We start from the raw sequence: 19,978 nt of genomic DNA, 5'->3' as shown, positions 1-19,978 counted from the left end.
CCCGGCCGACCAGCAGGGGCACGGTCTGACACCAGAACTCGACTGCTTCCGGCGATGGAAGTGCTCACCTGCTGGCGGCTACGGCACCGAGTCTCTCCGACCCGGCAGCTCCCATTAGGCGGTGGCGGGCCCGGAACCCAGCACGAGCACCTGGATGGCCAGTACCGCGCCGCCCCGTGCCCAGTCGTGGAAGTCGGACACCTTGGTCTCCAGGTTCACCGGGTCGGCCTGCGGGTGGCGGTTGGCGAGGACGGCCTGCTCGACCACCGGTCCCGCCACGTCGACGAGGCCCACGCCCTCACCCGCGAGGAGGATCTTCTCGGGCATGGCGAAGTTGGCGATCTGCGCGACGAGGGTGCCCAGGGCACGCGCCGCCTCGTCGATGACGCGGGCGGCCATGGGTTCGCCCTCGGCGGCCAGGGCGAGGACCTCGTCGTACGAGACGTCGCGGCCGGTGGCGGCCCGGACCTGGTAGCGGATGCTGGGGATGGTCAGCAGGGAGATGGCGCTGCCGCGCTCGCCCTCGGGGGTGAGCGGGCCGTGCGGGTTCACGATCCAGAAGCGGCCGACGCCTCGCCCGTCCTCGGCGGTCACGACTCGCTTGCCGCCGCTGACCAGGCCGTAGCCGAGGCCCGCGCCGATGGTGAGCACCGCGAACCGGTCGAGACCGCGGCCCGCACCGAACCAGCTCTCGGCCTCGACGAGCGCGTTCACGTCGTTCTCCACGACGACGGGCAGTCCGGCGCTTTCCTCCAGGAGCCGCGCCAGGGGGACGTCACGCCAGCCGAGGAACGCCGACTCGTCGACGACGGAGCGGTCCGAGGCGCGCCCGCCCAGCCCGATGCCGATTCCGGCGAGGCCGGGGAAGTCGCGGGCGAACTCCTGCGTGACGGCCCGCATCACGTCCACGACGTGCTGCGGGTCGTGGCCGGCCAGCGGCAGGTCGTGGCGGGCGACGATGTCGCTCCTGAGGGTCGTGACGACGCCGTAGACCATGTCCTCGGTGATCTTGAATCCGACGAAGGTGCGGGATTCGGCGACGATGTCGAGGGGCTGGGAGGGGCGGCCCTGCCGCGCCTCGGACAGGGTGCTGCCCTCGGCGACCTCGACCAGCAGGCCCGACTCGATGAGCGGCTTCGTGAGCCGGGTCAGGCTGCCCGCGGACAGGTCGAGCCGCCGGGCGATGTCGCTGCGCGACAGGGGACCGTGCGTGAGGACCTCGATCGCCACGGAGCGCTCACCGGGACTGAGCGGAAGCCAGCTGGCGGCGCGTGCTGTCATGACCCGACCCCCACAAGATTTCTTTCGGTGCAGAAGTAATGTTGCCACCCTAGGCCGCTCAGCCCCCTAAGAAAAGATATGCGCACACCTCTTGACGGTGGGATTCTTTCGCCCCAAAAGTAAGTGGGGCCCGAGGACGAGCCGCAGACGAGGGAGTCTCCCGATGACCGTCGCCTCCAGCAGCCCCCCGTCGCGTCTGCCACTGCGCGACGCCGAGGGGACAGCAAGCAAGCCGAGGACCGTCAGGAAGCGAGAACGCCACGGTGGCGGCCGCGGTGACGGAGCCCTCGCGGCCCTGTTCATCGCCCCCGCCATGCTGGGCTTCCTGGTCTTCCTGCTGTGGCCGACGCTGCGCGGCATCTATCTGAGCTTCACCCGCTTCAATCTGCTGACCCCCGCGGAGTGGGTGGGCCTCGACAACTACCGGCGCATGATCGACGACCCCATCTTCTGGGACTCGCTGAAGGTCACCCTCGAGTACGTGTTCATCAACATCGGTGTGCAGACGGTCTCCGCGCTGGCCATCGCCGTTCTCCTCCAGCGGCTCACGCAGTCGGCGGTGCTGCGGGGCATCGTGCTGACGCCGTACCTGATGTCGAACGTCGTCGCGGGCATCGTCTGGCTGTGGATGCTCGACACCCAGCTCGGCATCGGCAACGAGATCATCGCGGGCCTGGGCGCCGACCGCATCCCGTTCCTGGCGGACGAGACCTGGGCCATCCCCACCATCGCGCTGATCAACGTGTGGCGGCACGTCGGCTACACCGCCCTGCTGCTGTTCGCCGGGTTGCAGGCCATCCCGGGCGACATGTACGAGGCCGCGAAGGTCGACGGCGCGAGCGAGTGGCGGATGTTCTGGCGCATCACCATGCCGCTGCTGCGGCCGGTGCTGGCCGTGGTTCTGATCATGACCGTGATCGGCTCGTTCCAGGTCTTCGACACCGTCGCGGTGACCACGGGCGGCGGCCCGGCGAACGCCACCAACGTCCTCCAGTTCTACATCTACGGCTCGGCGTTCGGCCGCTTCCAGTTCGGCTACGCCTCGGCGATGTCCGTGGCACTCCTGGTCGTGCTCAGCGCGATCACCATCCTCCAGTACCGGCTCACCCGCGCCGGCCAGACCGACCTCGGCTGAACGGAAGGAGACACCGTCATGGCTGCTGTGACAACGACACCACCGACCGGCGCGACCGTGCGCCGCACCCGGCCCAGGCCCTCCTTCGGGCGAGTGATGGCATGGGTGGTGATGGGGGCGATCCTGCTGGTCACCCTGTTGCCGTTCTACTGGATCCTGCGCACCGCGCTCTCCTCCAACGCCGGCATCGCGGCCGACCCGACCTCGCCCCTGCCGGTCGACGCGACGGGCGGCGGCTTCGCCCGGGCGCTCGGCATGCAGTCGACCAAGGAGGCCATCGCGCAGGGCGGCGCCGGCGGCGGGCTCGACTTCTGGCGCTATCTCCTCAACTCGGTGGTCGTCTCGACACTGATCACCGCCTGCCAGATCCTCTTCTCGGCGATGGCCGCCTACGCCTTCGCCCGCCTGCGGTGGCGCGGCCGCGACACGGTCTTCGCCCTGTTCCTGGCCGGACTGATGGTCCCGACGATCTTCACCCTGCTGCCGAACTTCGTCCTCATCAAGCAACTCGGCCTGATCGACTCGCTGCTGGGGATCGCGCTGCCGACGATGTTCATGACGCCGTTCGCGGTGTTCTTCCTCCGCCAGTTCTTCATGAACGTCCCGCGCGAGGTCGAGGAGGCGGCGCTGCTCGACGGCGCCGGGAAGGTCGGCATCTTCTTCAAGGTGCTGCTGCCGATGGCCTCCACCCCCGTGATCACCCTGGCGGTGCTGACGTACATCACCTCCTGGAACGACTACTTCTGGCCGCTGATGGTGTCGTACAGCGACAGCTCCCGGGTGCTCACCGTCGCGCTGGCCATCTTCCGGGCGCAGACCCCGCAGACCGGCGTCGACTGGTCGGGGCTGATGGCGGCGACGCTCATCGCCGCGCTCCCGATGCTCGCGCTCTTCGCGTTCTTCGCGCGGCGGATCGTCAGTTCCATCAGCTTCACCGGAATCAAGTAGGAGGCACCTGATGCGATTCCGTACGCCCCCGAGGCACTCCCGTACGCTCGTCGCGCTGACCGGAGCGCTCGCGCTGACCCTGGCGGGATGCGCGAAGGACGACTCCGCCGGGTCCTCGTCGAACACCGTGACGTACTGGCTGTGGGACGCCAACCAGCTGCCCGCGTACGAGGCCTGCGCCAAGGACTTCGAGAAGCAGAATCCCGGCCTCGACGTGAAGATCACGCAGATGGGCTGGGACGACTACTGGACCAAGCTCACGGCGAGCTTCATCGCGGGCACCGAGCCCGACGTCTTCACCGACCACATACAGAAGTTCGGGCAGTTCGCCGACCTGAAGGTGCTCGAACCGCTGGACGACCTCCCCATCGAGGACTCCTCCTACCAGCCGGGCCTCGCGGCCAACTGGGTCGGCCAGGACGGCCACCGCTACGGCGCTCCGAAGGACTGGGACACCGTCGGGCTGTTCTACAACGAGAAAATGGCGAAGGCCGCCGGGATCTCCGCCGACCAGCTGAACGGCCTCAGCTGGAACCCGAAGGACGGCGGCACGTTCGAGAAGACGATCGCCCACCTCACCGTCGACCGGAACGGCAAGCGCGGCGACGAGCCGGGCTTCGACAAGAATAACGTCAAGGTGTACGGCCTGGCCACCAACGGCGGCGGAGACGGGGACGGGCAGACGCAGTGGAGCCCCTTCACCGGCTCGGCGGGCTGGACGTACACGGACGCGAAGCGCTGGGGCAAGAAGTACAACTACGACAGCGGGACCTTCCAGTCGGTCGTCAAGTGGTACTTCGGCCTGGCGAAGAAGGGGTACATGACGCCCTTCACCGACTGGAACTCCCAGTCCAACCAGGCCAACACGCAGGTGGCGGCGGGCAAGGCCGCGACCGCGTTCGACGGCGCCTGGATGATCTCCACGTACGCCGGGTTCAAGGGCCTGGACATCGGCAGCGCCGTCACCCCGGCCGGGCCGACGGGCAAACGGGCGACCATGATGAACGGCCTCGCCGACTCCGTCACGAAGGGCGCCCGCAACAAGGCGGGCGCGAAGAAGTGGGTCGCCTACCTGGCCTCGGACGCGTGCCAGCGGACGGTGGGCACCTACGGGATCGTCTTCCCCGCGACACCGGACGGCACCGAGGCCGCAGTCGCCGCCTACCAGAAGAAGGGCATCGACGTGTCGGCCTTCACGAGGCCGATCGCCGACACCGAGGACTTCACGACCTTCTCCTACCCGATCACCAACTACGCGGCGGACGTCCTCGCGCTGATGAAGCCGGCCATGCAGGACGTCTTCGGCAACGACGCGCCCGTCGGCGGGCTCGACGAGACCAACGACCAGATCAATCTCGTGCTCGACCAGTGAGCATTCACCACCCGTGAGCATTCACCCCAGTGAGAGGCATGCCCCTATGACGTTCTCCCTCGGCATCGTCGGCGCCGGGCAGTTCTCCGGCCAGTTCGCCAAACTGTTCCTCGCCCACCCCGGCGTCGGCGATGTATATGTCACCGACCTTCTCCCGGAGCGCGCCGAGCAACTGGCGTCCGCCGAAGGGCTGTCGGGAACCTTCCCCTCGTACCAGGCGATGCTGGAGTCGGAGGCGGTCGACGCCGTCGCGATCTTCACCCAGCGCTGGACCCACGGCCCGCTGGTGATCCAGGGGCTCAACGCCGGCAAACACGTCTACTCGGCGGTGCCGATGGCGATCAGCCGCGACGAGATCGCCTCGATCATCGAGACGGTACGGGCCACCGGGCTCACGTACATGATGGGTGAGACCAGCCAGTACAACCCGGCGACGGTCCATGCCCGCAACCAGATCGCGGACGGCTCGTTCGGGCGGCTCTTCTACGCCGAGGGCGACTACGTCCACGACATGGACCTCGGGTTCTACGAGGCCTACCAGTACAGCGGCGGCGAGAACTGGAAGGCGACCGCCAGCTATCCCCCGCTGCTGTACCCCACGCACTCGGTGGGCGGGGTGCTCGGCGCCTGGCAGACGCACGCGGTGAGCGTGTCCGCGATCGGGGTCAAGGACGATCGCGGGGACGGTGTCTTCGACGAGGACGTCAGCCAGTTCGGCAACGACTTCTCCAACGCGACCGCGCTGTTCGAGGTGGCGGGCGGCGGCTCGTTCCGTACGAACGAGTTCCGGCGGGTCGGCTACCCCTCGCAGATCCGGGAGTCGCGTTTCCGCTTCTTCGGGACGGACGCCAGCATGGAGCAACTCGCCACGGTGGCCTTCTGGCAGGACAAAAAGGGGGTGACGGACATCAGCGAGCTGCTTGAGCCCAAGCCCACGATGTCTCCCGACGACCCCTCCCTCCAGCACATCGCGCCGGAGCTGCGGGCCGCCTTCACCTCCGGGTCGGCTCCGGTGCACGACCGCTCACGCCTGCCGAGGGAGTTCGACAACCTGCACAACGGCCACGAGGGCAGCCACCACTTCCTGGTGGACGACTTCGTGACCGCCGTCAACACCCGCACCCTGCCGTCGGTGAACGCGTGGGTGGCGGCCCGCTACACCCTGCCGGGCATCGTGGCGCACGAGTCGGCACGGCAGGGAGGGGCGAGGCTGGAGATCCCGGACTTCGGGGACGCACCGCAGGCGTGACGTTTCCGTACGGTCCGGCCGTTCCCCGGAGCGGCCGGACCGGACCGGTCAGGTGCCCGGCTTGCGGCCGTACACGTAGACGTCGTCGTTCTTCTTCAGGAGCGACCAGTACTTTTTGGCGTCCGTCTTCGTCATGTTGACGCAGCCGTGCGAGCCGGGCGGGTTCCACATGCTCACGCCGACCGAGTGGAAGGCCTGGCCGCCGTCGAAGAACTGGCTGTAGGGCATGGGCACGTCGTAGATCGACGAGACGTGGTCGATGTTCCGCCAGTAGATCTTCTTCAGGCCGGTGCGGGTCTCGTAGCCGTTGCGGCCCGTACGCACCGGCACCGGTCCGTACACGAGGGTGTTGCCGTCCTGGATCCAGCTGAGCTGGAGCGTCAGGTTCACGCAGGCGATGCGGCCCTTGTTGACCGGGCACTTGCCGTCCTTGTTGGGCTTCTTCCCGACGGCCTTCTGCTTGGTCATCAGGTCCATCACGCCCCAGGTGACGGAGCCCGCGTAGCCGATGTTCGGGGTGATGCCGTGCTTGGTCTGGAAGGCCTTGATCGCTTTGCAGTCGGCGGCGGACTGCCTGCCGTCGACGGGCCGGCCGAGGAACTTCTCCACCTGCTTCTGATACGGCCCGCTCTGCGTGGTGCAGCTGGCCGCCTGCGCGGGCGCCGCGCCCAGTGCGACGGTCAGCGGCGCCACCAGGCCGGTGAGCCCCAGTACGACGGCTGCCCGTCTACGAATGTCCCCCATGATCAGGCCTTTCCCCTTCGATCCGATCCATCTCTCCCACCTAGACCCACGTGGGGGGACTTCGGTTGTGGAGCCGGGCCGGCTGGAACAAAACGGTGACATGATCTTGAATTCGCCCATGCGGCACGCCGGCCGGTCCCCCCGGATCGGCCCCCAGGTTCCGTGCGGCGGGCAGCCTACGCTGCCGCCATGCATCCCGCACTCGCCGACGACCTCTCGCGGCTCCCCGAACTCCTCCAGTCCGCCCGTGACTTCGCCGCCCGTGAGATGTCGGGGCTCGAAGCCCGGCCCGTCGCCCACCTGGGCAGGGTCCCGGACGCGCGGCCGCTCCCGGCCGAGGGCGTCGGTGCGGAGGGCGCCCTGACATCGTTCGCCGAGCGGTGGGCGCCCGGTTTCTCCGCCTCCGCGGGCCCTCGCTATCTCGGTTTCGTGACCGGCGGCGCGACTCCGGCCGCCCTCACCGGGGACTGGCTGACCAGCACCTACGACCAGAACGCCACCGGGAGGGGCGACTCCTTGGCTACCGGCCTCGAACAGGAGACGCTGGGCTGGCTGCGGGAGCTCTTCGGGCTGGGAACGGACCACAGCGGCGCGTTCGTGACGGGCGCGACCGTGTCCAACACCGTCGGGCTGGCCCTGGCGCGCGAGTGGGTGGGCGAGCACCTCGGGGTCAGCGTGTCCGAGGCGGGCGCCGCCGCTCTCGGCCCCGTCGACGTGCTCTCCGGCAGCCCGCACTCCAGCATTGCCAAGGCCCTGTCCGTCCTCGGCATCGGCCGCGACCGGCTGCGTACGGTGCCGTTGCTGCCCGGCGGCCGGGAGGCCGTCGACGTGGCACGGCTGGCCGACGCGCTCGAAGCACTGGACCGTCGCCCGGCCGTTGTCGTCGCCAACGCGGGGACCGTGAACACCGTCGACTTCGACGACCTGCGGGCGATCGCGGAGCTCAAGGAGCGGTTCGGCTTCTGGTTGCACGTGGACGCCGCCTTCGGCGGTTTCGCCGCGCTGTCCCCCGCGTACGCGCATCTCACCGACGGCCTCGACGCCGCCGACTCGGTCTGCGTCGACCTGCACAAGTGGCTCAACGTCCCGTACGACGCCGCCGTGCAGTTCACCCGCCGCCCGGATCTCCAGGTGCGGGTCTTCCACAACGCGTCGCCGTATCTCGGACTGCCCACCGACGAGCCCGACTTCGTGCATCTCACGCCGGAGAACTCGCGTCGGCTGCGGGCGCTGCCGGCCTGGTTCTCGCTCGCCGCGTACGGCCGCGAGGGTCACCGGGAGATCGTCGAGCGGAACACGGCCCTGGCACGGCGGCTCGGCGACGGGATCGCGGGCACAGCGGGGCTCCGCCTGCTCTCGCCGGTCCGGCTGAACGTCGTGTGCTTCACGCTCGCCGGGTCCGCCGGCCGGGAGCGGGTGCACGCGCTGGGCCGGGCGGTCGCGGAGTCCGGCGAGGCCTTCCTGACACCGACCTTCTACGAGGGGACGCACGCGCTGCGTGCCGCGTTCAGCAACTGGCGCACGACCGAGGCCGACACCGACCGTGTGCTCACAGCCCTGGCACGGGCGGTCAGCTCCGTGGGGCCTTCGGAACCCTCGGAGCGGGAGACCTGACAGGTGGCGGCTGCTGGTCCGGCAGGACGCGCCGGGTACGGACCGGGGAGAGGAAGACCGGCAGGAAGGCCGTCGCGAGGAAGGCCGCGCCCACCCACAACGTCGTCCGTACACCGGCCAGTTCACCGATCAGGCCCGCCACGGCGGCGCCGACGGCGAGCGCGCCGGTGAGAACGAACCTGAACGTGGCGTTCATCCGGCCGAGGAGGGCGTCCGGGGTCATCCGCTGGCGCAGGCTCACCCCGAGCACGTTGTCCATGCCCGTCTTGAACATCGCGAGCACCCCGCCGGTCCCCGCGATCCACAGCCACGGTCCGCGGTCGATGAGCGGGACGAGCAGTCCGGCGGGGGCGAGGCACAGGCCCATGACGCCGAGGGTGCGGCCGTAGCCGAGGCGCGAAGCGAGGGGGAGGGCGCACCGGGCACCGAGCAGCAGACCGACGCCGCCCGCCGCCCAGTACAGGCCGAGCGCGCTCGCGGGCAGGTCGAGTTCACGAACGAACAGGACCGGGAGCATGGTGTTGATGATCTGGGAGCCCAGGTTGGTGAGGGCGGCGGTGAGCGCGAGCGCGCGCAGTTCCCTGTTGCGGAAGACGTGCCGCAGGCCCTCGCCCACCTGGGTCCGCAGGCGGGCCGCCTCGGCCGGCACGGGCGGCGCCCCGGCCCCGCGGATGGCGGTGAGCCGGAGCGCGGAGGCCAGATGGCTCGCCGCGGTGCAGAGGACGGCCACCGGCGCGGTGAGCAGTTGGACGAGCGTCCCGCCCGCGCTCCGGCCGGCCACGTTGCTCACGGCCAGGAGGCTCATCATGGCCGCGTTGGCGGGTACGAGGGCGTCGCGGCCGACGAGTCCGGGCAGGGTGCTCTGCGAGCCGACGTCGAAGAAGACGGTGGCGCAGCCGCTCAGCAGCACGACCGCGTACAACTGCCCCAGTGTGAGCGCGTCCAGCCACCAGGCCAGCGGCACGGACGCGAACAGGGCGGCCCGCGCGAGGTCCGCCGCGATCAGCACCCTGCGGTGACGCATCCGGTCCACCCAGGCTCCCGCGGGCAGACCGATGAGCAGAAAGGCGAGCGTGCTCAGGGTGGCGAGGGCGCCGACCTGGCCGGGGCTCGCGTCGAGTTCCGCCACGGCGACCAGCGGGACGGCGACATAGCTGACGTTCGTACCGAGCTGGCTGAGCGCGGTCGCACCGAAGAGAGTCCTGAAGTCGGCTGTACGCCATGGGGAGTTGGGCTGCATGATCTACGACGGTGCCCGATCGAACCCTGCAGCACAAGTGAATTGATCTACATGGACGGTTAAGCAGAGCTACGACATTCTCCGCGTCCGGAGTTCAGGAGCCCGGAGGCTCGAAGTGGCCCTCAACCCCTTCCGCCCAACGGCCCGTTGTGCTTGTCTGGGGGCCGTTTTCGGTGGCTGGGGCGGGAGTTGCCGCATGAGCAAGCCGTGGATCGTCGTGGTGCTGGCAGTGTTACTGCTGCTCACCGCATGCGGAGACCCTTCATCGGCCCCCGAGGCCGCGCCCACGCCCGCGTCGCCCGGATCCGGCTCGACCACGCATCAGCGCCCCGCCGTCACACCCGGGGCCGGCACCGGACCCGCAAAGCCGACGGCGCCGAAGTCAGGCTCCCCTTCCGAGGCGGCCGCGGACACCGGGCGCCCCCGGCCCAGAGTCCTGTACCTGGGCGACTCCATCGCCACGGAGAACCAGAAGGTCCTCGGCGGACTCCTGCGCGAGGAGGCGAAGGCGCGCTACACCAGCGCCCCGTACTCCGGCACCACCCTGTGCGACTACCTGGAGGGCACCGGCGAGGACTCCCTCGTACCGGCGCAGGACAAGGCGGCGGCGCTGGTCCGCCGGTTGCGTCCGGACTTCGTGGTGCTGCAGTTCTGGGGCAACGCGTGGGACTACACGCCCTGCATGGACGGCGTCTCGTACACCACCTCGCGGGACAAGTACTTCGCGCGCTACACGGCCGACGCCCGGCGGCTGACCGACCAGATCGCGGGTGCGGCGGGCGGCGGCGAGGCCAAGATCGTGTGGGTGCTCCAGGGACCGGACGCGGTGACCCCCGACCGGATCCGGCGCGTCAACGCGGTGTACGAGCGGCAGGCGAAAGCCTCCGGCGACCTGCTCGCGGACGCCGGAAAGGCGGTGAGCCCGGCCACGGCCCGCTACACCTGGGCCCAGTACCTGCCGTGCACCGCGTACGAACGCGAGCACGCGTCCTACTGCACGCAACCGGGCAGCGGGCGAACGGCCCTGCACCGCGACGACGACTTCCTGCACTTCTGCCTGGCGCCGAGCAGCTCGAAGCCCAGGCCGTGCCCGGTCCGCTCCCCCGGCATCCTGCGCATCACCAAGGCGATCAGCCGGGCCGTGGTCTCCGCGGCCCGCTGACCGCCGTGCACGGCGGCCAGGCTCGACCGGTCCCGAGGATGGCGGACGGTTGCTGCCAACCGGGTCCGGGGAGCAGGCCGTCATGCGGCGTCGGTCGCCTCACTCACCGGCGTAGGCCTTCTCCAGAGCAGCGATGTCGAGCTTGTGCATCGTGAGCATGGCCGCCATGGCGCGGTTCACCTTCTCCTGGTCCGGGTCGGTGATCATCTCGGTCAGCCTGGTCGGGACGACCTGCCAGGAGACTCCGAACCGGTCCTTCACCCAGCCGCAGGGGCCCTGCTCTCCGCCGCCCTCGGTGAGAGCGTTCGAATAGAAGTCCACCTCCGCCTGATCCCCGCAGTCCACCTGGAAGGAGATGGCTTCGGTGAACTTGAACTGGGGTCCGCCGTTCAGTGCGACGAACCTCTGGCCGTTGGCCACGAAGTCGACCGTGATGACGGAACCGACGGGTCCGGGCCCGGCCTCCGTGTACCGGCCGACCCTGCCGAGCTCGGAGTTCTTGAAGACAGAGACGTAGAAGTTCGCGGCCTCCTCGGCCTGGCCGTCGAACCAGAGACACGTGGTGAATCCGTCGGTGGTCATGAGTACCTCCTGGGGCGGGAACGCAGTCATCTGTATCGACTGATCCTCGACGGGAAACTCATCGGTGGCACGGGCAGCCGTTCCGGACGGGTGACTCCGGCCGCCACCGCGCAGAACAATGGCGGTGGCGGTGGCGCGATCGGGCCTACTGGCCGACGCGTCCGTCGATGCGCTCCCGCAGGAAGTCCGCGTGACCGTTGTGCCGCGCGTACTCAGAGATCATGTGCACCAGCACCACCCGGAGGGTGACCGGCTCCTCGTCGTTGCCGCCGGCGAGGTCGAGGTCGGCCGCCTTCTCCACGAACCGTTCGGCGAAGGCGACTTCGGCGCGCCAGGCGTCCCAGGCCTCCGCCACGACCGCGGGGTCGGGCACCGCGCCGTTGAAGTCCGCGTTCGGGTCCTCCTCGGTGCGGTAGTGCGGGGGTACGTCCTCACCGGCCATGACCCGGCGGAACCAGGCCTGCTCCACCCTCGCGTGGTGCCGCAGCAGCCCCAGCAGCGAGAGGTTCGACGGCTCCACCGAGCGCCGTGCCATGTCCTCGGCGTCGAGCCCGGCGCACTTCATCTCGAACGTGAGCCGGTGGTCCCGCAGATAGCCGACCAGCGTGGCCCGCTCCCCCACGAACTCGTCGTCCGACCGCGGATCCTCGTCGGGATGGACGAACATGTCCCACCACCCGAAGCTCCGCTCGGGTTGCGCCTGCTGGTTCGGCTCGGGTTCCGGGGCGTCGGCCATGCGAGAAGCATCTGGGCTCCCTCACGAATGCGCCACCCGTTTTCCCTTTCCCCGGTCGTCGGCGGGATTCCCGTACCCACTGCCGGTCAGGTGGCGCCCGAGTCCGGGACGCTCTGGCTGGCGGCCGATTCCGTCGTCGTGTCGGCGTCGTCGGGCGCCGGGTCGGAGGGCTCCGACGGCGGCAGTTCGGACGAGGGCGAATCGGACTCCGCGGACGGCGTGGCCGACGATGTCGAGGGGCAGGGGCTCTCCGAACCGCTCGGCGTCGCGGTCGCACCCTCCGGCACCGGCACACAGGAGGCCGGGGGCACCGACGAAGGAGGCAGGGAACTCGTCGACGGGGACGGCCGGCTCGCCGGAGGATCCGTCTTCCGGTCCTTGCCACCGGTGTCACCCTTGTGCCGCTCGAACCAGTCGCCACTGTCCGGGTCGAAGATCACGAAGATGTTGATGACCTGGGGCGCGGGCGTGACGACCACGACGTTCGACGGCCGGTAGGACGGCCAGGAATCGCCCGTCTTCTTGGGTGTGGACTTGAGCGCCACGGGCGGCAGCAGCGGGTTGCCGCAGGCGCAGCGCACCCGGGGGACGCCGCGGTCGTCGACGAGGACCGCGGTGCCGGACTGCAGGACCGCCTGGTAGCTGGTGGCCTTGCCGTCGCTGTAGCCGTGGTTGGTGACGCGGGTGTCCATCCGCAGCTGTACGGGGGTGAGCGAGCGCAGATACGCGGGCACGCCGGAGGGCTGGAGACCCAGCACCGAGGCGAACGCCCTGTTCTTCTCCGGAGCCCCTTCGAGCGCCGAGATCTGCTTCTCGACGTCGCAGCTGGCCACCTTCCGTGTGCCGCCGTAGAGGCCCGGGGCCGAACCGTCCACGCCCCGCGTCACGTTGTCCGACTCGGGGGCGTCCGTGGGCGAGGGCGTCACGGGCGCGGTGGAGCTGTCCTTCGCCGTCGACTCGGTGAACGGGTCGGGTCCCGACTTGCCCGCCGACTGGAGGAAGACCTCGCCGCCCGAGCTGGTGGTGCTGTTGTCGTCGGGCCGGGTGAGGACGACGACCAGGACCACCGCGGCGACGACCGCGGCGGCGATGACGGCGACCCGCGGCGCCGACCTCCACCAGGGCCGGTCGGGTCCCCTGCCCGTGCCCCCGCCGGGTCCACCCGGTCCGCCGGACCCACCGGATCCTCCACCCGAGGGGCCTGAGGGGCCGGAAGGGCCGCCGCCCGATCCACCGCTCGACGGGCCCGCGGGGGTGCGCTCGTCGGGCGGCGGCGTGGGGCTCGGCCTGGTCGGTCCCGACAAGGGGCCGGAGGGTGGTCCTGTGGGGCGGCCGGAGGACGGCGGTTCGACGCTCACGAGCTCTTCTTCCCGGCGTAGGGACAATGCGGCACTTCAACCGATTAGTACAGCTTTCTTCCGCAATGAGCACCTTGTGTGCTCCGATCCTGTATCGCCCGCGAGCCGACGCGGTCGGCCCTCCCGGCAGGCGCACCACCGGCAGGCTGCTTAGCGTGGCAGGGTGAGCCTCCAGACATCCCCTGACCAGGCAGTGGCCCGGCACGGCTGGGTCCAGGCCCTGGTGACGGTCCTCGCCGGACTGATCGCCATGCTCGTGGTGGCGGCGCTCGGACTGTGGGCGGCCGGGGCCGTCGACCTGCCCGACGGCGCGTTCCCGCGTGTCGTGGCCGCCACGGTGGTGGTGGCGGTCGGCGGTTCGGTGGAGTTCGCCGGGGACGCCGGAGCGATCGCGGAGACCCGGGCGGGCCTGACGGTGACTCCCCTGTCGGTGACCCTCACCGGAGTTTTGGTCGTCGCCGCCGGTTTCCTGCGGCCGCTGCGTCACCGGGCCGTGGCGGGCGCGCCCGAACTGGCGGGCTGGGCGGGCCGGATCGCCGTCGTGTGGCTGCTCGCCCTGGCCGGCCTCGCGCTGTCGGCCCGCCAGACCTTCGCCATTTCCCTCGGCGAAGGCACGCTCTCCGACGTCGGCGACCTCTTCGGCGCCTCGTCACCGCGGGTCGGTTTCAAGGCCGATGTGCCGGTGACGCTGGCCTTCGGCCTCCTCTGGCTGGCCGGTGTCCTCGTCCTCGCGCTGCTCGTCTCGCCCAGGGCCCCGCTCCCGCCCCGCCTGCTGCGTTTCCAGGAGTCGGTACGGCCTGCCGCGTACGGCATGGTCGTGCTGCTGCTCGCGTTCGTCGCCCTGGGTGTGGTCGTCGCGCTGGTGGTGGCGGTGACCCGCGGCCATGCCAGGGAGACGCTCGCGGTGATCCTCCTCGGGCTGCCGAACCTCGTATGGCTCGCCTTCACGATCGGTCTGGGCGTCACCTGGGAAGGCCGCGTCGAGGGGCCGTTCGGGCTGCCGATGCCCAAGGTGCTGGACACCGTGCTGCGTACGCCGGACATCTCGACCCTCAACCTGCGGACGCTCTCCGAGCAGGACGGCAGGGTGTGGTGGCTGCTGGTCGTGAACGCCGTGCTGCTGGTCGGCGTGGCGTTCCTCATGGCCTCGCGCTCACCGGGCCGGATGCGCGCCTGGCAGCACGCCGTGCACATGGCTGTCGCACTCGTGCTCACGGTGCTCACGGTCTGCCTCCTCGGCCGGATCGACGCGCACTACGGCCTGTCGCTGCTCGGCATCGGGGACGTCGGCGGCGGACTGTCCGGCGAACTCTTCCTGCGGCCCGGGCTGTGGGCCACGCTCGGTCTCGCCCTGCTCTGGGGCCTGGTCACCGGCTTCGCGGGCGCGCTGCTCGCCTCCCGGATGCGCCACCACGGCGAGGTGGAGAAGCCGAAGGCCTGACCTCGGCCGGGCACACGGGCATTGCAGCGCACCACACGAACGGACTACCGCATCGCGGTCCCCGGCCCGATGGCGACGCTTCGCTGCCGATGCCCGGAAAGGGCGCGGGGACCGTGCGAACGGCCCGACGCAACTTTCGCCCATTCACCCGTCCGGGCGGGTCCGCTCCCGTCTGTTCCGGGTCCGTTCCTGCCCGGGCGGAGCCTCACCAGCGCGAGCGAGGAAACACGGGCAGAGCCCATTCCGGCGGCTCGGGCGGCGGCCCCGGCCGCTGGGGCGTCCCGGCAGCTCGATGGTCCACCTGGGTGGGCGCGTGCCCCACCACCTCGGTCCCCGTCGCCGCGGCGCGCAGCGCGGCCACGAAGGCGAGGCACGACTCGTACCGGTCGTCGGGGCTCTTGGCGAGTGCCTTCGCCAGCACACCGTCGACGGGCGCGGCGAGTCCGGGCCGCTCGCCGGTCAGCGGCGGCGGCTGGTCGTACTGGTGTGCCCACAGCAGGGCCATGTCGTCGTCCCGCTGGAAGGGCGGGCGGCCGGCCAGGGTCTCGTACACGACGCAGGCGAAGCTGTAGACGTCGCAGCGGCCGTCGACCGGCCGCCCGGAGATCTGCTCGGGTGCCACGTAGTCGAGCGTGCCGACGAACTGGCCCACCGTCGTGAAGCCGGTGAGGGACAGTGACTTCTTCGTGAGACCGAAGTCGGTGAGGTAGACGTGCTCGGGGTGGTCGCTGTCCGTGCCCGCCGCGACCAGGATGTTGCCGGGTTTGACGTCCCGGTGGACCAGACCGTGGTCATGGGCGGCGTCGAGGGCGGATGCCACCTGCACGGCGATTCGGGCGGCCACCGGGAGGGCCAACGGCCCCTCCCGGTCGAGCAGATGGCGCAGGTCAAGGCCGGCGACGTACCGCATGGCGATGTAGAGGACACCGTCCGTCTCGCCCGCCTCGAAGACCGGCACGATGTGCGGGTGGTCGATGGCCGCGGCCACGCGCGACTCGTGCGTGAAGCGTTTGCGGAACGTGTCGTTGCGGGCGAGTTCCGGGGCGAGCAGCTTCAGGGCGACCGTGCGGTCCAGGCGCAGGTCCTTGGCCCGGTAGACGACGGCCATCCCTCCGCGGCCGACCTCGCGCTCGATGCGGTAGCCCGCGATCTGTTTGCCGATCAGGTCGGAGGGCCGCCCCGAGTGCAGACTGGTGTCGTGCGGCATCACTCGTCACCGTCACCCGTGACGAGCCGGGTGGGGGCGTGACCGGCGTCCTCCCCGCCCCGTGGCCGGTCCGGTCCGGTGCCTCGCACGACCTGCGTGGGTTCCGGCCCCGCGCCCGGCGCCCCTCGGCCCCGCTCGGGCCCGAGACCCGGTACGACCTGCGTGGGCTCCGGGCCCGCACCCGGTACGACCTGTGTGGGCGGACGGCCGGGTCCGGCGGGCGGCCTGGTCCCGGCCGGGGCGGACGGGGCGGGAGGCCGGGCGGACGGCGCGGCGCCGGCCGCGGCGGGCGGCTCCTGCGTCGCGTACGTGCTCATCCGGGTGCCGTCGCAGTACACCCACCGCTCGTGCTCGGCCTCGTACAGCCAGACGGCCTCGCCCTCGACGACGATCCCGACGCGCATGCCCTGTGTCCTGCCGTGGAACGCCTCGCCGTCCAGGTGGCCGGCCGCCAGTTCCTCGACCGTCTGCCGGTAGCGGCCCAGCGTCTCCTCGACGCGGGCGAGCAGCGGACGCGGGTCGGCGGTCCGGGCGAGCGGCTGCCCGGCGGCGGGCGGTTCCTGCGGGACGGCGACGAGCAGGCGGCCGTCGACCCACGCGGACCATCCGTTGGCGCACAGGACGTGCCCCCAGTCGCCGAGGCGCTCGACGAGCCGGACCGGCAGGAGGGCGTCGAGGGGCACGGTGGGCCGGACCGGGTCCGGGGCGTCCCAGGCGGGCATGCCGTCCTGCGGGACCACGTGCGTGGGACGGAAGTCGGGAGTCGTCGTCATCGCGCCTGCTTCCTACTTCCGCATGACTTCGGGTTCGTGCCGCCTGAGCAGCCGGGCCACCAGGTAGCCGAAGACGGCCGAGAGGACGACGAGCATGCCCATGTTGAGCAGCCACACGCCCACCGAGTGCCGGAACATCGGGTCGGCCGTCAGGTCGCCGGGGACCAGCCGGGCCAGCCCGATGGTGCCCGCCATCGCGCCGAGCGCCCAGCGCGACGGCACCAGCCACGACAGCTGCTCGATGCCGGGGACGCCGTCGAGCTTCAGCAGCGCACCGCAGAACACCACCTGGACGATGGCGAGGAGGACGAGCAGCGGCATCGTGACCTCCTCCTTGCGCACCAGTGCGGAGACGAGGAGGCCGAGCATCATCGCGGTGAAGGCCAGCAGCGCGACGGCGAGCGTGATCTCCACGAGTGGCGGCAGGACGACTCCCTCGCCGCCGGGCGCGTTCAGGTCGACGCCGAGCAGTGCCACCAGGGTCAGCACCACGGCCTGGAGCACGGTGATCGTGCCGAGGACGACGACCTTGGACATCAGGTACGCCGATCTGGACAGGCCGACGGCCCGCTCCCGCTGGTAGATCACCCGTTCCTTGACCAGTTCCCTCACCGCGTTGGCCGCGCCGGTCAGGACTCCGCCGACGCAGAGGATGAGCAGCGCGTTCATCGCCGTCTCCTGCGTCAGTTTGCTCCCCGACAGGGCACGGGCCATCGCTCCCATGACGAAGGGCAGGGCGATCATGATGGCGAGGAACGTCCGGTCGGCGCTGAGCGCCGCCGCGTACCGGCGCACCAGTGTGCCCAGCTGCGATCCCCAGCTCTGTGCCTTGGGCGGGCGGGCGACCGTACCGGGGGCCGGGGCGGCCTCGGGCAGGCGCGGCTGGGCGCTGGAGTTCACGATGTACTGCCTGTGGTGCGGTGACTCGCGGTAGTCGCCCGCCCAGTCCCGGTCGTGATCCCGCTCGAACGCCTCGAACGCCTCCGGCCACTGCTCGTAGCCGAAGAAGGCGAGCGTCTCGTCGGGAGGTCCGTAGTAGGCGACCTTGCCGCCGGGCGCGAGGACGAGCAGCCGGTCGCAGACGTCGAGGCTGAGCACGCTGTGCGTGACGACGATGACGGTCCGCCCGTCGTCGGCCAGTCCGCGCAGCATGTGCATCACCGAGCGGTCCATTCCGGGGTCGAGTCCGGAGGTCGGCTCGTCGAGGAAGAGCAGGGACGGCTTGGTGAGCAGTTCGAGTGCCACGCTGACCCGTTTGCGCTGGCCGCCGGAGAGGCTGTGGATGGGCTGCCGGGCGCGCTGTTCGAGGCCCAGCTCGTGTATGACCTCGTCGACCCGGGCCTTGCGCTCGGCCTTCGCGGTGTCCTGCGGGAAACGCAGCTCGGCGGCGTAGGCGAGGGCGCGTCGCACGGTCAGCTGGGAGTGGAGGATGTCGTCCTGCGGGACGAGGCCGATGCGCTGGCGCAGCTCGGCGTAGTCCCGGTACAGGTCGCGGCCGTCGTACAGGACCGTGCCCCGGTCGGCGGGGCGCTGTCCGGTGAGGGCGTTGAGCAGCGTGGACTTGCCGGCGCCGCTGGGTCCGACGACGGCCAGCAGGCACTTCTCGCCGACGGGGAAGGAGACCTGGTCGAGGAGCGTCTTGCGGCCCCGGTCGACGGCGACGGACAGGTCCTGCACGTCGAGCGAGACCTCGCCGGTGTCGACGTACTCCTGGAGCTGGTCGCCGACCAGGCAGAACGCCGAGTGGCCGATGCCGACGATGTCGCCCCCGTCGATGCGGGCGCGGGTGACGGGCTGGCCGTTGAGGAATGTGCCGTTGTGGCTGCCCAGGTCGACGATCTCGTACGTCCCGTCCGGCATCGCCCGCAGTTCGGCGTGCCGCCGGGAGACGCTCAGGTCGTCGACGACGAGGTCGTTGTCGTCGCCACGGCCGATACGGACGGAGCGGGCGGGCAGCGGCCGCACGGTGGTGGGCTGCCGGAAGGTTCCGGTCGCCGCGGGCATCGAGACGGCAGAGGGCCGCTCGGGGGCGGGCGGCGGCCGGTCCGCGAGCACGGCGCACGGGCCGTCGGCGGGGTTGCCGAAGCGGATGACACTGCCGGGCCCGACGTCCCACGCACGGACGCGGCGGCCGTCGGCGTACGTGCCGTTCGTGCTGTTCTCGTCCTCCAGCGTCCAGTGGTCGGCGCCCGGCCGCAGGACCGCGTGGTGCCAGGACACCCGGGCGTCGTCGATGACGATGTCGCAGAGTGGATCCCGCCCCACGCGGTAGGCGTGGTTCGGGGTCATCACCGTGGATCCCGTCTCGGTTTCGAGGACGAGTTCGGGCGCCGCAGACCGCTCTCCCATGCCTGAATTCTAACTATTTACCCGTGTATGCGCCTGCCGCGCGTGCGGGACGAGGGGATCCGGGGCGGTGGGATCCGGGGCGGCGGCGGGATTCCCGGCGGCTCAGGCGGCCGGGACGGACAGGAAGGGCTGGGTGCGCCGCATCCTCAGGGCGTCGACCGACTCCGCGAGCAGCTCGTACTCGGTGGTCTCGTCGTGCGTGGCGATGCGCAGCAGGTGCCCCGCGGCCAACTCCTCGGCGGCCAGATCCTGTTGTGCGATGTCGCCGCACCAGGTGCGCAGCATGCCGGGCACGTCCGGAGACGTGAGGGCGACGGGCGCCATCGAGTTCGGCGGGAAGTACGGGGCGTCGGGGTTCGGATCCAGGCGTTCGGCGATCCAGGACGCCCGGTCCCGTAACCACCACATGGCCAGGGCCAGGGTGGGCGCCCGGTAGGTACCGAGCGGTACTCCGACCCACATTCCGCCGCAGACTCCGTACGCGGTGACGTGGCACAGGAATTCGTCGTGCACGATCACTCCCCCATTGCATCCGCTTGCTGCCGGGCCGGCCTCTCTTTCCTGCGGCTCGCTTTGCAGTGCACTGTGGCGCTGTTCTCATGCGGTTCACCGGAGGGATCTCCGGGCGGCTCTCAGTACGCGCGCTCCGGGCGGTTCACCGGGACGCTCCCGGGGCGTTCTCTCGGGAGGTTCTCCGAGCGGCTCTCCGGGTGGTGAATGGTTCTAGCATTCAAGTATCGCCACTCCTGAAACAGTGTCACCATAACTTTCCGGCCAGTCTCCTGGC

17 protein-coding genes are annotated in these 19,978 nt (G+C 70.5%); 7 read left to right on the top strand and 10 right to left on the bottom strand.

The genetic code is table 11. The annotated features are described in order from the left end of the window. Positions 1-114: 114 nt before the first annotated feature. Positions 115-1,281 (bottom strand): ROK family transcriptional regulator, encoded by a 1,167-nt coding sequence (locus O1Q96_RS18915; protein WP_269249313.1) that lies wholly within the window; start codon positions 1,279-1,281, stop codon positions 115-117. A 163-nt stretch (positions 1,282-1,444) separates the two neighbouring features. Between O1Q96_RS18915 and O1Q96_RS18910 the strand changes: the two genes are divergently transcribed. Genes O1Q96_RS18910 through O1Q96_RS18895 form a run of 4 tightly spaced genes read left to right on the top strand, consistent with a single transcriptional unit; the run spans position 1,445 to position 5,985 of the window. Continuing rightward, positions 1,445-2,416, top strand: coding sequence for a carbohydrate ABC transporter permease (locus O1Q96_RS18910; protein WP_269249312.1), 972 nt, complete (start codon positions 1,445-1,447; stop codon positions 2,414-2,416). 18 nt (positions 2,417-2,434) lie between these two features. Continuing rightward, on the top strand, positions 2,435-3,364 hold the full coding sequence (locus O1Q96_RS18905; RefSeq protein WP_269249311.1) for a carbohydrate ABC transporter permease: 930 nt from the start codon (positions 2,435-2,437) through the stop codon (positions 3,362-3,364). A gap of 10 nt (positions 3,365-3,374) precedes the next feature. Next, on the top strand, positions 3,375-4,736 hold the full coding sequence (locus O1Q96_RS18900) for an ABC transporter substrate-binding protein (RefSeq protein WP_269249310.1): 1,362 nt from the start codon (positions 3,375-3,377) through the stop codon (positions 4,734-4,736). Between the two features lie 46 nt (positions 4,737-4,782). Continuing rightward, positions 4,783-5,985, top strand: a complete 1,203-nt coding sequence (locus tag O1Q96_RS18895; RefSeq protein WP_269249309.1) for a Gfo/Idh/MocA family protein — start codon at positions 4,783-4,785, stop codon at positions 5,983-5,985. A 48-nt stretch (positions 5,986-6,033) separates the two neighbouring features. Here O1Q96_RS18895 and O1Q96_RS18890 read toward each other — a convergent pair whose 3' ends face one another. After that, on the bottom strand, positions 6,034-6,729 hold the full coding sequence (locus O1Q96_RS18890; RefSeq protein WP_269249308.1) for a L,D-transpeptidase family protein: 696 nt from the start codon (positions 6,727-6,729) through the stop codon (positions 6,034-6,036). A gap of 189 nt (positions 6,730-6,918) precedes the next feature. Here O1Q96_RS18890 and O1Q96_RS18885 point away from each other — a divergent pair, with 189 nt between their 5' ends. Continuing rightward, complete coding sequence (locus tag O1Q96_RS18885; protein WP_269249307.1) at positions 6,919-8,343, top strand: pyridoxal phosphate-dependent decarboxylase family protein; 1,425 nt, start codon at positions 6,919-6,921, stop codon at positions 8,341-8,343. On the opposite strand, the gene O1Q96_RS18880 is transcribed toward O1Q96_RS18885, so the two are convergent. Then, positions 8,300-9,583, bottom strand: coding sequence for an MFS transporter (locus O1Q96_RS18880; RefSeq protein ID WP_269249306.1), 1,284 nt, complete (start codon positions 9,581-9,583; stop codon positions 8,300-8,302). The two genes, O1Q96_RS18885 and O1Q96_RS18880, sit on opposite strands and share 44 nt — an antisense overlap. A gap of 196 nt (positions 9,584-9,779) precedes the next feature. Between O1Q96_RS18880 and O1Q96_RS18875 the strand changes: the two genes are divergently transcribed. Continuing rightward, entirely contained in the window at positions 9,780-10,745 is a 966-nt protein-coding gene (locus O1Q96_RS18875) for an SGNH/GDSL hydrolase family protein (RefSeq protein WP_269249305.1), read from the top strand. Between the two features lie 99 nt (positions 10,746-10,844). Here O1Q96_RS18875 and O1Q96_RS18870 read toward each other — a convergent pair whose 3' ends face one another. From O1Q96_RS18870 to O1Q96_RS18860, 3 genes are all read right to left on the bottom strand, one after another. Next, the gene (locus O1Q96_RS18870; RefSeq protein ID WP_269249304.1) at positions 10,845-11,327 is read right to left on the bottom strand and encodes a VOC family protein; all 483 of its coding nucleotides are present in this window, start codon (positions 11,325-11,327) and stop codon (positions 10,845-10,847) included. 145 nt (positions 11,328-11,472) lie between these two features. Continuing rightward, the gene (locus O1Q96_RS18865; protein ID WP_269253640.1) at positions 11,473-11,994 is read right to left on the bottom strand and encodes a DinB family protein; all 522 of its coding nucleotides are present in this window, start codon (positions 11,992-11,994) and stop codon (positions 11,473-11,475) included. 155 nt (positions 11,995-12,149) lie between these two features. Beyond that, positions 12,150-13,421 (bottom strand): DUF6777 domain-containing protein, encoded by a 1,272-nt coding sequence (locus tag O1Q96_RS18860; RefSeq protein ID WP_269249303.1) that lies wholly within the window; start codon positions 13,419-13,421, stop codon positions 12,150-12,152. A 163-nt stretch (positions 13,422-13,584) separates the two neighbouring features. On the opposite strand from O1Q96_RS18860, the gene O1Q96_RS18855 reads away from it, so the two are divergent. After that, positions 13,585-14,862, top strand: coding sequence for a streptophobe family protein (locus O1Q96_RS18855; protein ID WP_269249302.1), 1,278 nt, complete (start codon positions 13,585-13,587; stop codon positions 14,860-14,862). Between the two features lie 205 nt (positions 14,863-15,067). On the opposite strand, the gene O1Q96_RS18850 is transcribed toward O1Q96_RS18855, so the two are convergent. The 4 genes from O1Q96_RS18850 to O1Q96_RS18835 form a co-directional block, all read right to left on the bottom strand. Then, positions 15,068-16,069 carry a serine/threonine-protein kinase gene (locus O1Q96_RS18850; RefSeq protein WP_269249301.1) on the bottom strand — a complete coding sequence of 334 codons (1,002 nt, stop codon included), beginning with the start codon at positions 16,067-16,069 and terminating at the stop codon, positions 15,068-15,070. Continuing rightward, complete coding sequence (locus O1Q96_RS18845) at positions 16,069-16,842, bottom strand: hypothetical protein (protein ID WP_269249300.1); 774 nt, start codon at positions 16,840-16,842, stop codon at positions 16,069-16,071. The genes O1Q96_RS18850 and O1Q96_RS18845 overlap by 1 nt, the downstream gene beginning before the upstream one ends. 12 nt (positions 16,843-16,854) lie before the next feature. Continuing rightward, the gene (locus tag O1Q96_RS18840; protein ID WP_269249299.1) at positions 16,855-19,191 is read right to left on the bottom strand and encodes an ABC transporter ATP-binding protein/permease; all 2,337 of its coding nucleotides are present in this window, start codon (positions 19,189-19,191) and stop codon (positions 16,855-16,857) included. 102 nt (positions 19,192-19,293) lie between these two features. Beyond that, entirely contained in the window at positions 19,294-19,704 is a 411-nt protein-coding gene (locus O1Q96_RS18835) for a hypothetical protein (RefSeq protein ID WP_269249298.1), read from the bottom strand. Between the last annotated feature and the right edge of the window lie 274 nt (positions 19,705-19,978).

This window comes from Streptomyces aurantiacus (assembly GCF_027107535.1).
Lineage (GTDB): Bacteria > Actinomycetota > Actinomycetes > Streptomycetales > Streptomycetaceae > Streptomyces.
This window is presented reverse-complemented; position numbering and strand designations above follow the sequence as displayed.

Excerpts from the sequence above, each read along its gene's own strand:
- O1Q96_RS18915 (WP_269249313.1), bottom strand. The coding sequence starts at position 1,281 with ATGACAGCACGCGCCGCCAGCTGGCTTCCGCTCAGTCCCGGTGAGCGC.
- O1Q96_RS18910 (WP_269249312.1), top strand. The coding sequence starts at position 1,445 with ATGACCGTCGCCTCCAGCAGCCCCCCGTCGCGTCTGCCACTGCGCGAC.
- O1Q96_RS18905 (WP_269249311.1), top strand. The coding sequence starts at position 2,435 with ATGGCTGCTGTGACAACGACACCACCGACCGGCGCGACCGTGCGCCGC.
- O1Q96_RS18900 (WP_269249310.1), top strand. The coding sequence starts at position 3,375 with ATGCGATTCCGTACGCCCCCGAGGCACTCCCGTACGCTCGTCGCGCTG.
- O1Q96_RS18895 (WP_269249309.1), top strand. The coding sequence starts at position 4,783 with ATGACGTTCTCCCTCGGCATCGTCGGCGCCGGGCAGTTCTCCGGCCAG.
- O1Q96_RS18890 (WP_269249308.1), bottom strand. The coding sequence starts at position 6,729 with ATGGGGGACATTCGTAGACGGGCAGCCGTCGTACTGGGGCTCACCGGC.
- O1Q96_RS18885 (WP_269249307.1), top strand. The coding sequence starts at position 6,919 with ATGCATCCCGCACTCGCCGACGACCTCTCGCGGCTCCCCGAACTCCTC.
- O1Q96_RS18880 (WP_269249306.1), bottom strand. The coding sequence starts at position 9,583 with ATGCAGCCCAACTCCCCATGGCGTACAGCCGACTTCAGGACTCTCTTC.
- O1Q96_RS18875 (WP_269249305.1), top strand. The coding sequence starts at position 9,780 with ATGAGCAAGCCGTGGATCGTCGTGGTGCTGGCAGTGTTACTGCTGCTC.
- O1Q96_RS18870 (WP_269249304.1), bottom strand. The coding sequence starts at position 11,327 with ATGACCACCGACGGATTCACCACGTGTCTCTGGTTCGACGGCCAGGCC.
- O1Q96_RS18865 (WP_269253640.1), bottom strand. The coding sequence starts at position 11,994 with ATGTTCGTCCATCCCGACGAGGATCCGCGGTCGGACGACGAGTTCGTG.
- O1Q96_RS18850 (WP_269249301.1), bottom strand. The coding sequence starts at position 16,069 with ATGCCGCACGACACCAGTCTGCACTCGGGGCGGCCCTCCGACCTGATC.
- O1Q96_RS18845 (WP_269249300.1), bottom strand. The coding sequence starts at position 16,842 with ATGACGACGACTCCCGACTTCCGTCCCACGCACGTGGTCCCGCAGGAC.
- O1Q96_RS18840 (WP_269249299.1), bottom strand. The coding sequence starts at position 19,191 with ATGGGAGAGCGGTCTGCGGCGCCCGAACTCGTCCTCGAAACCGAGACG.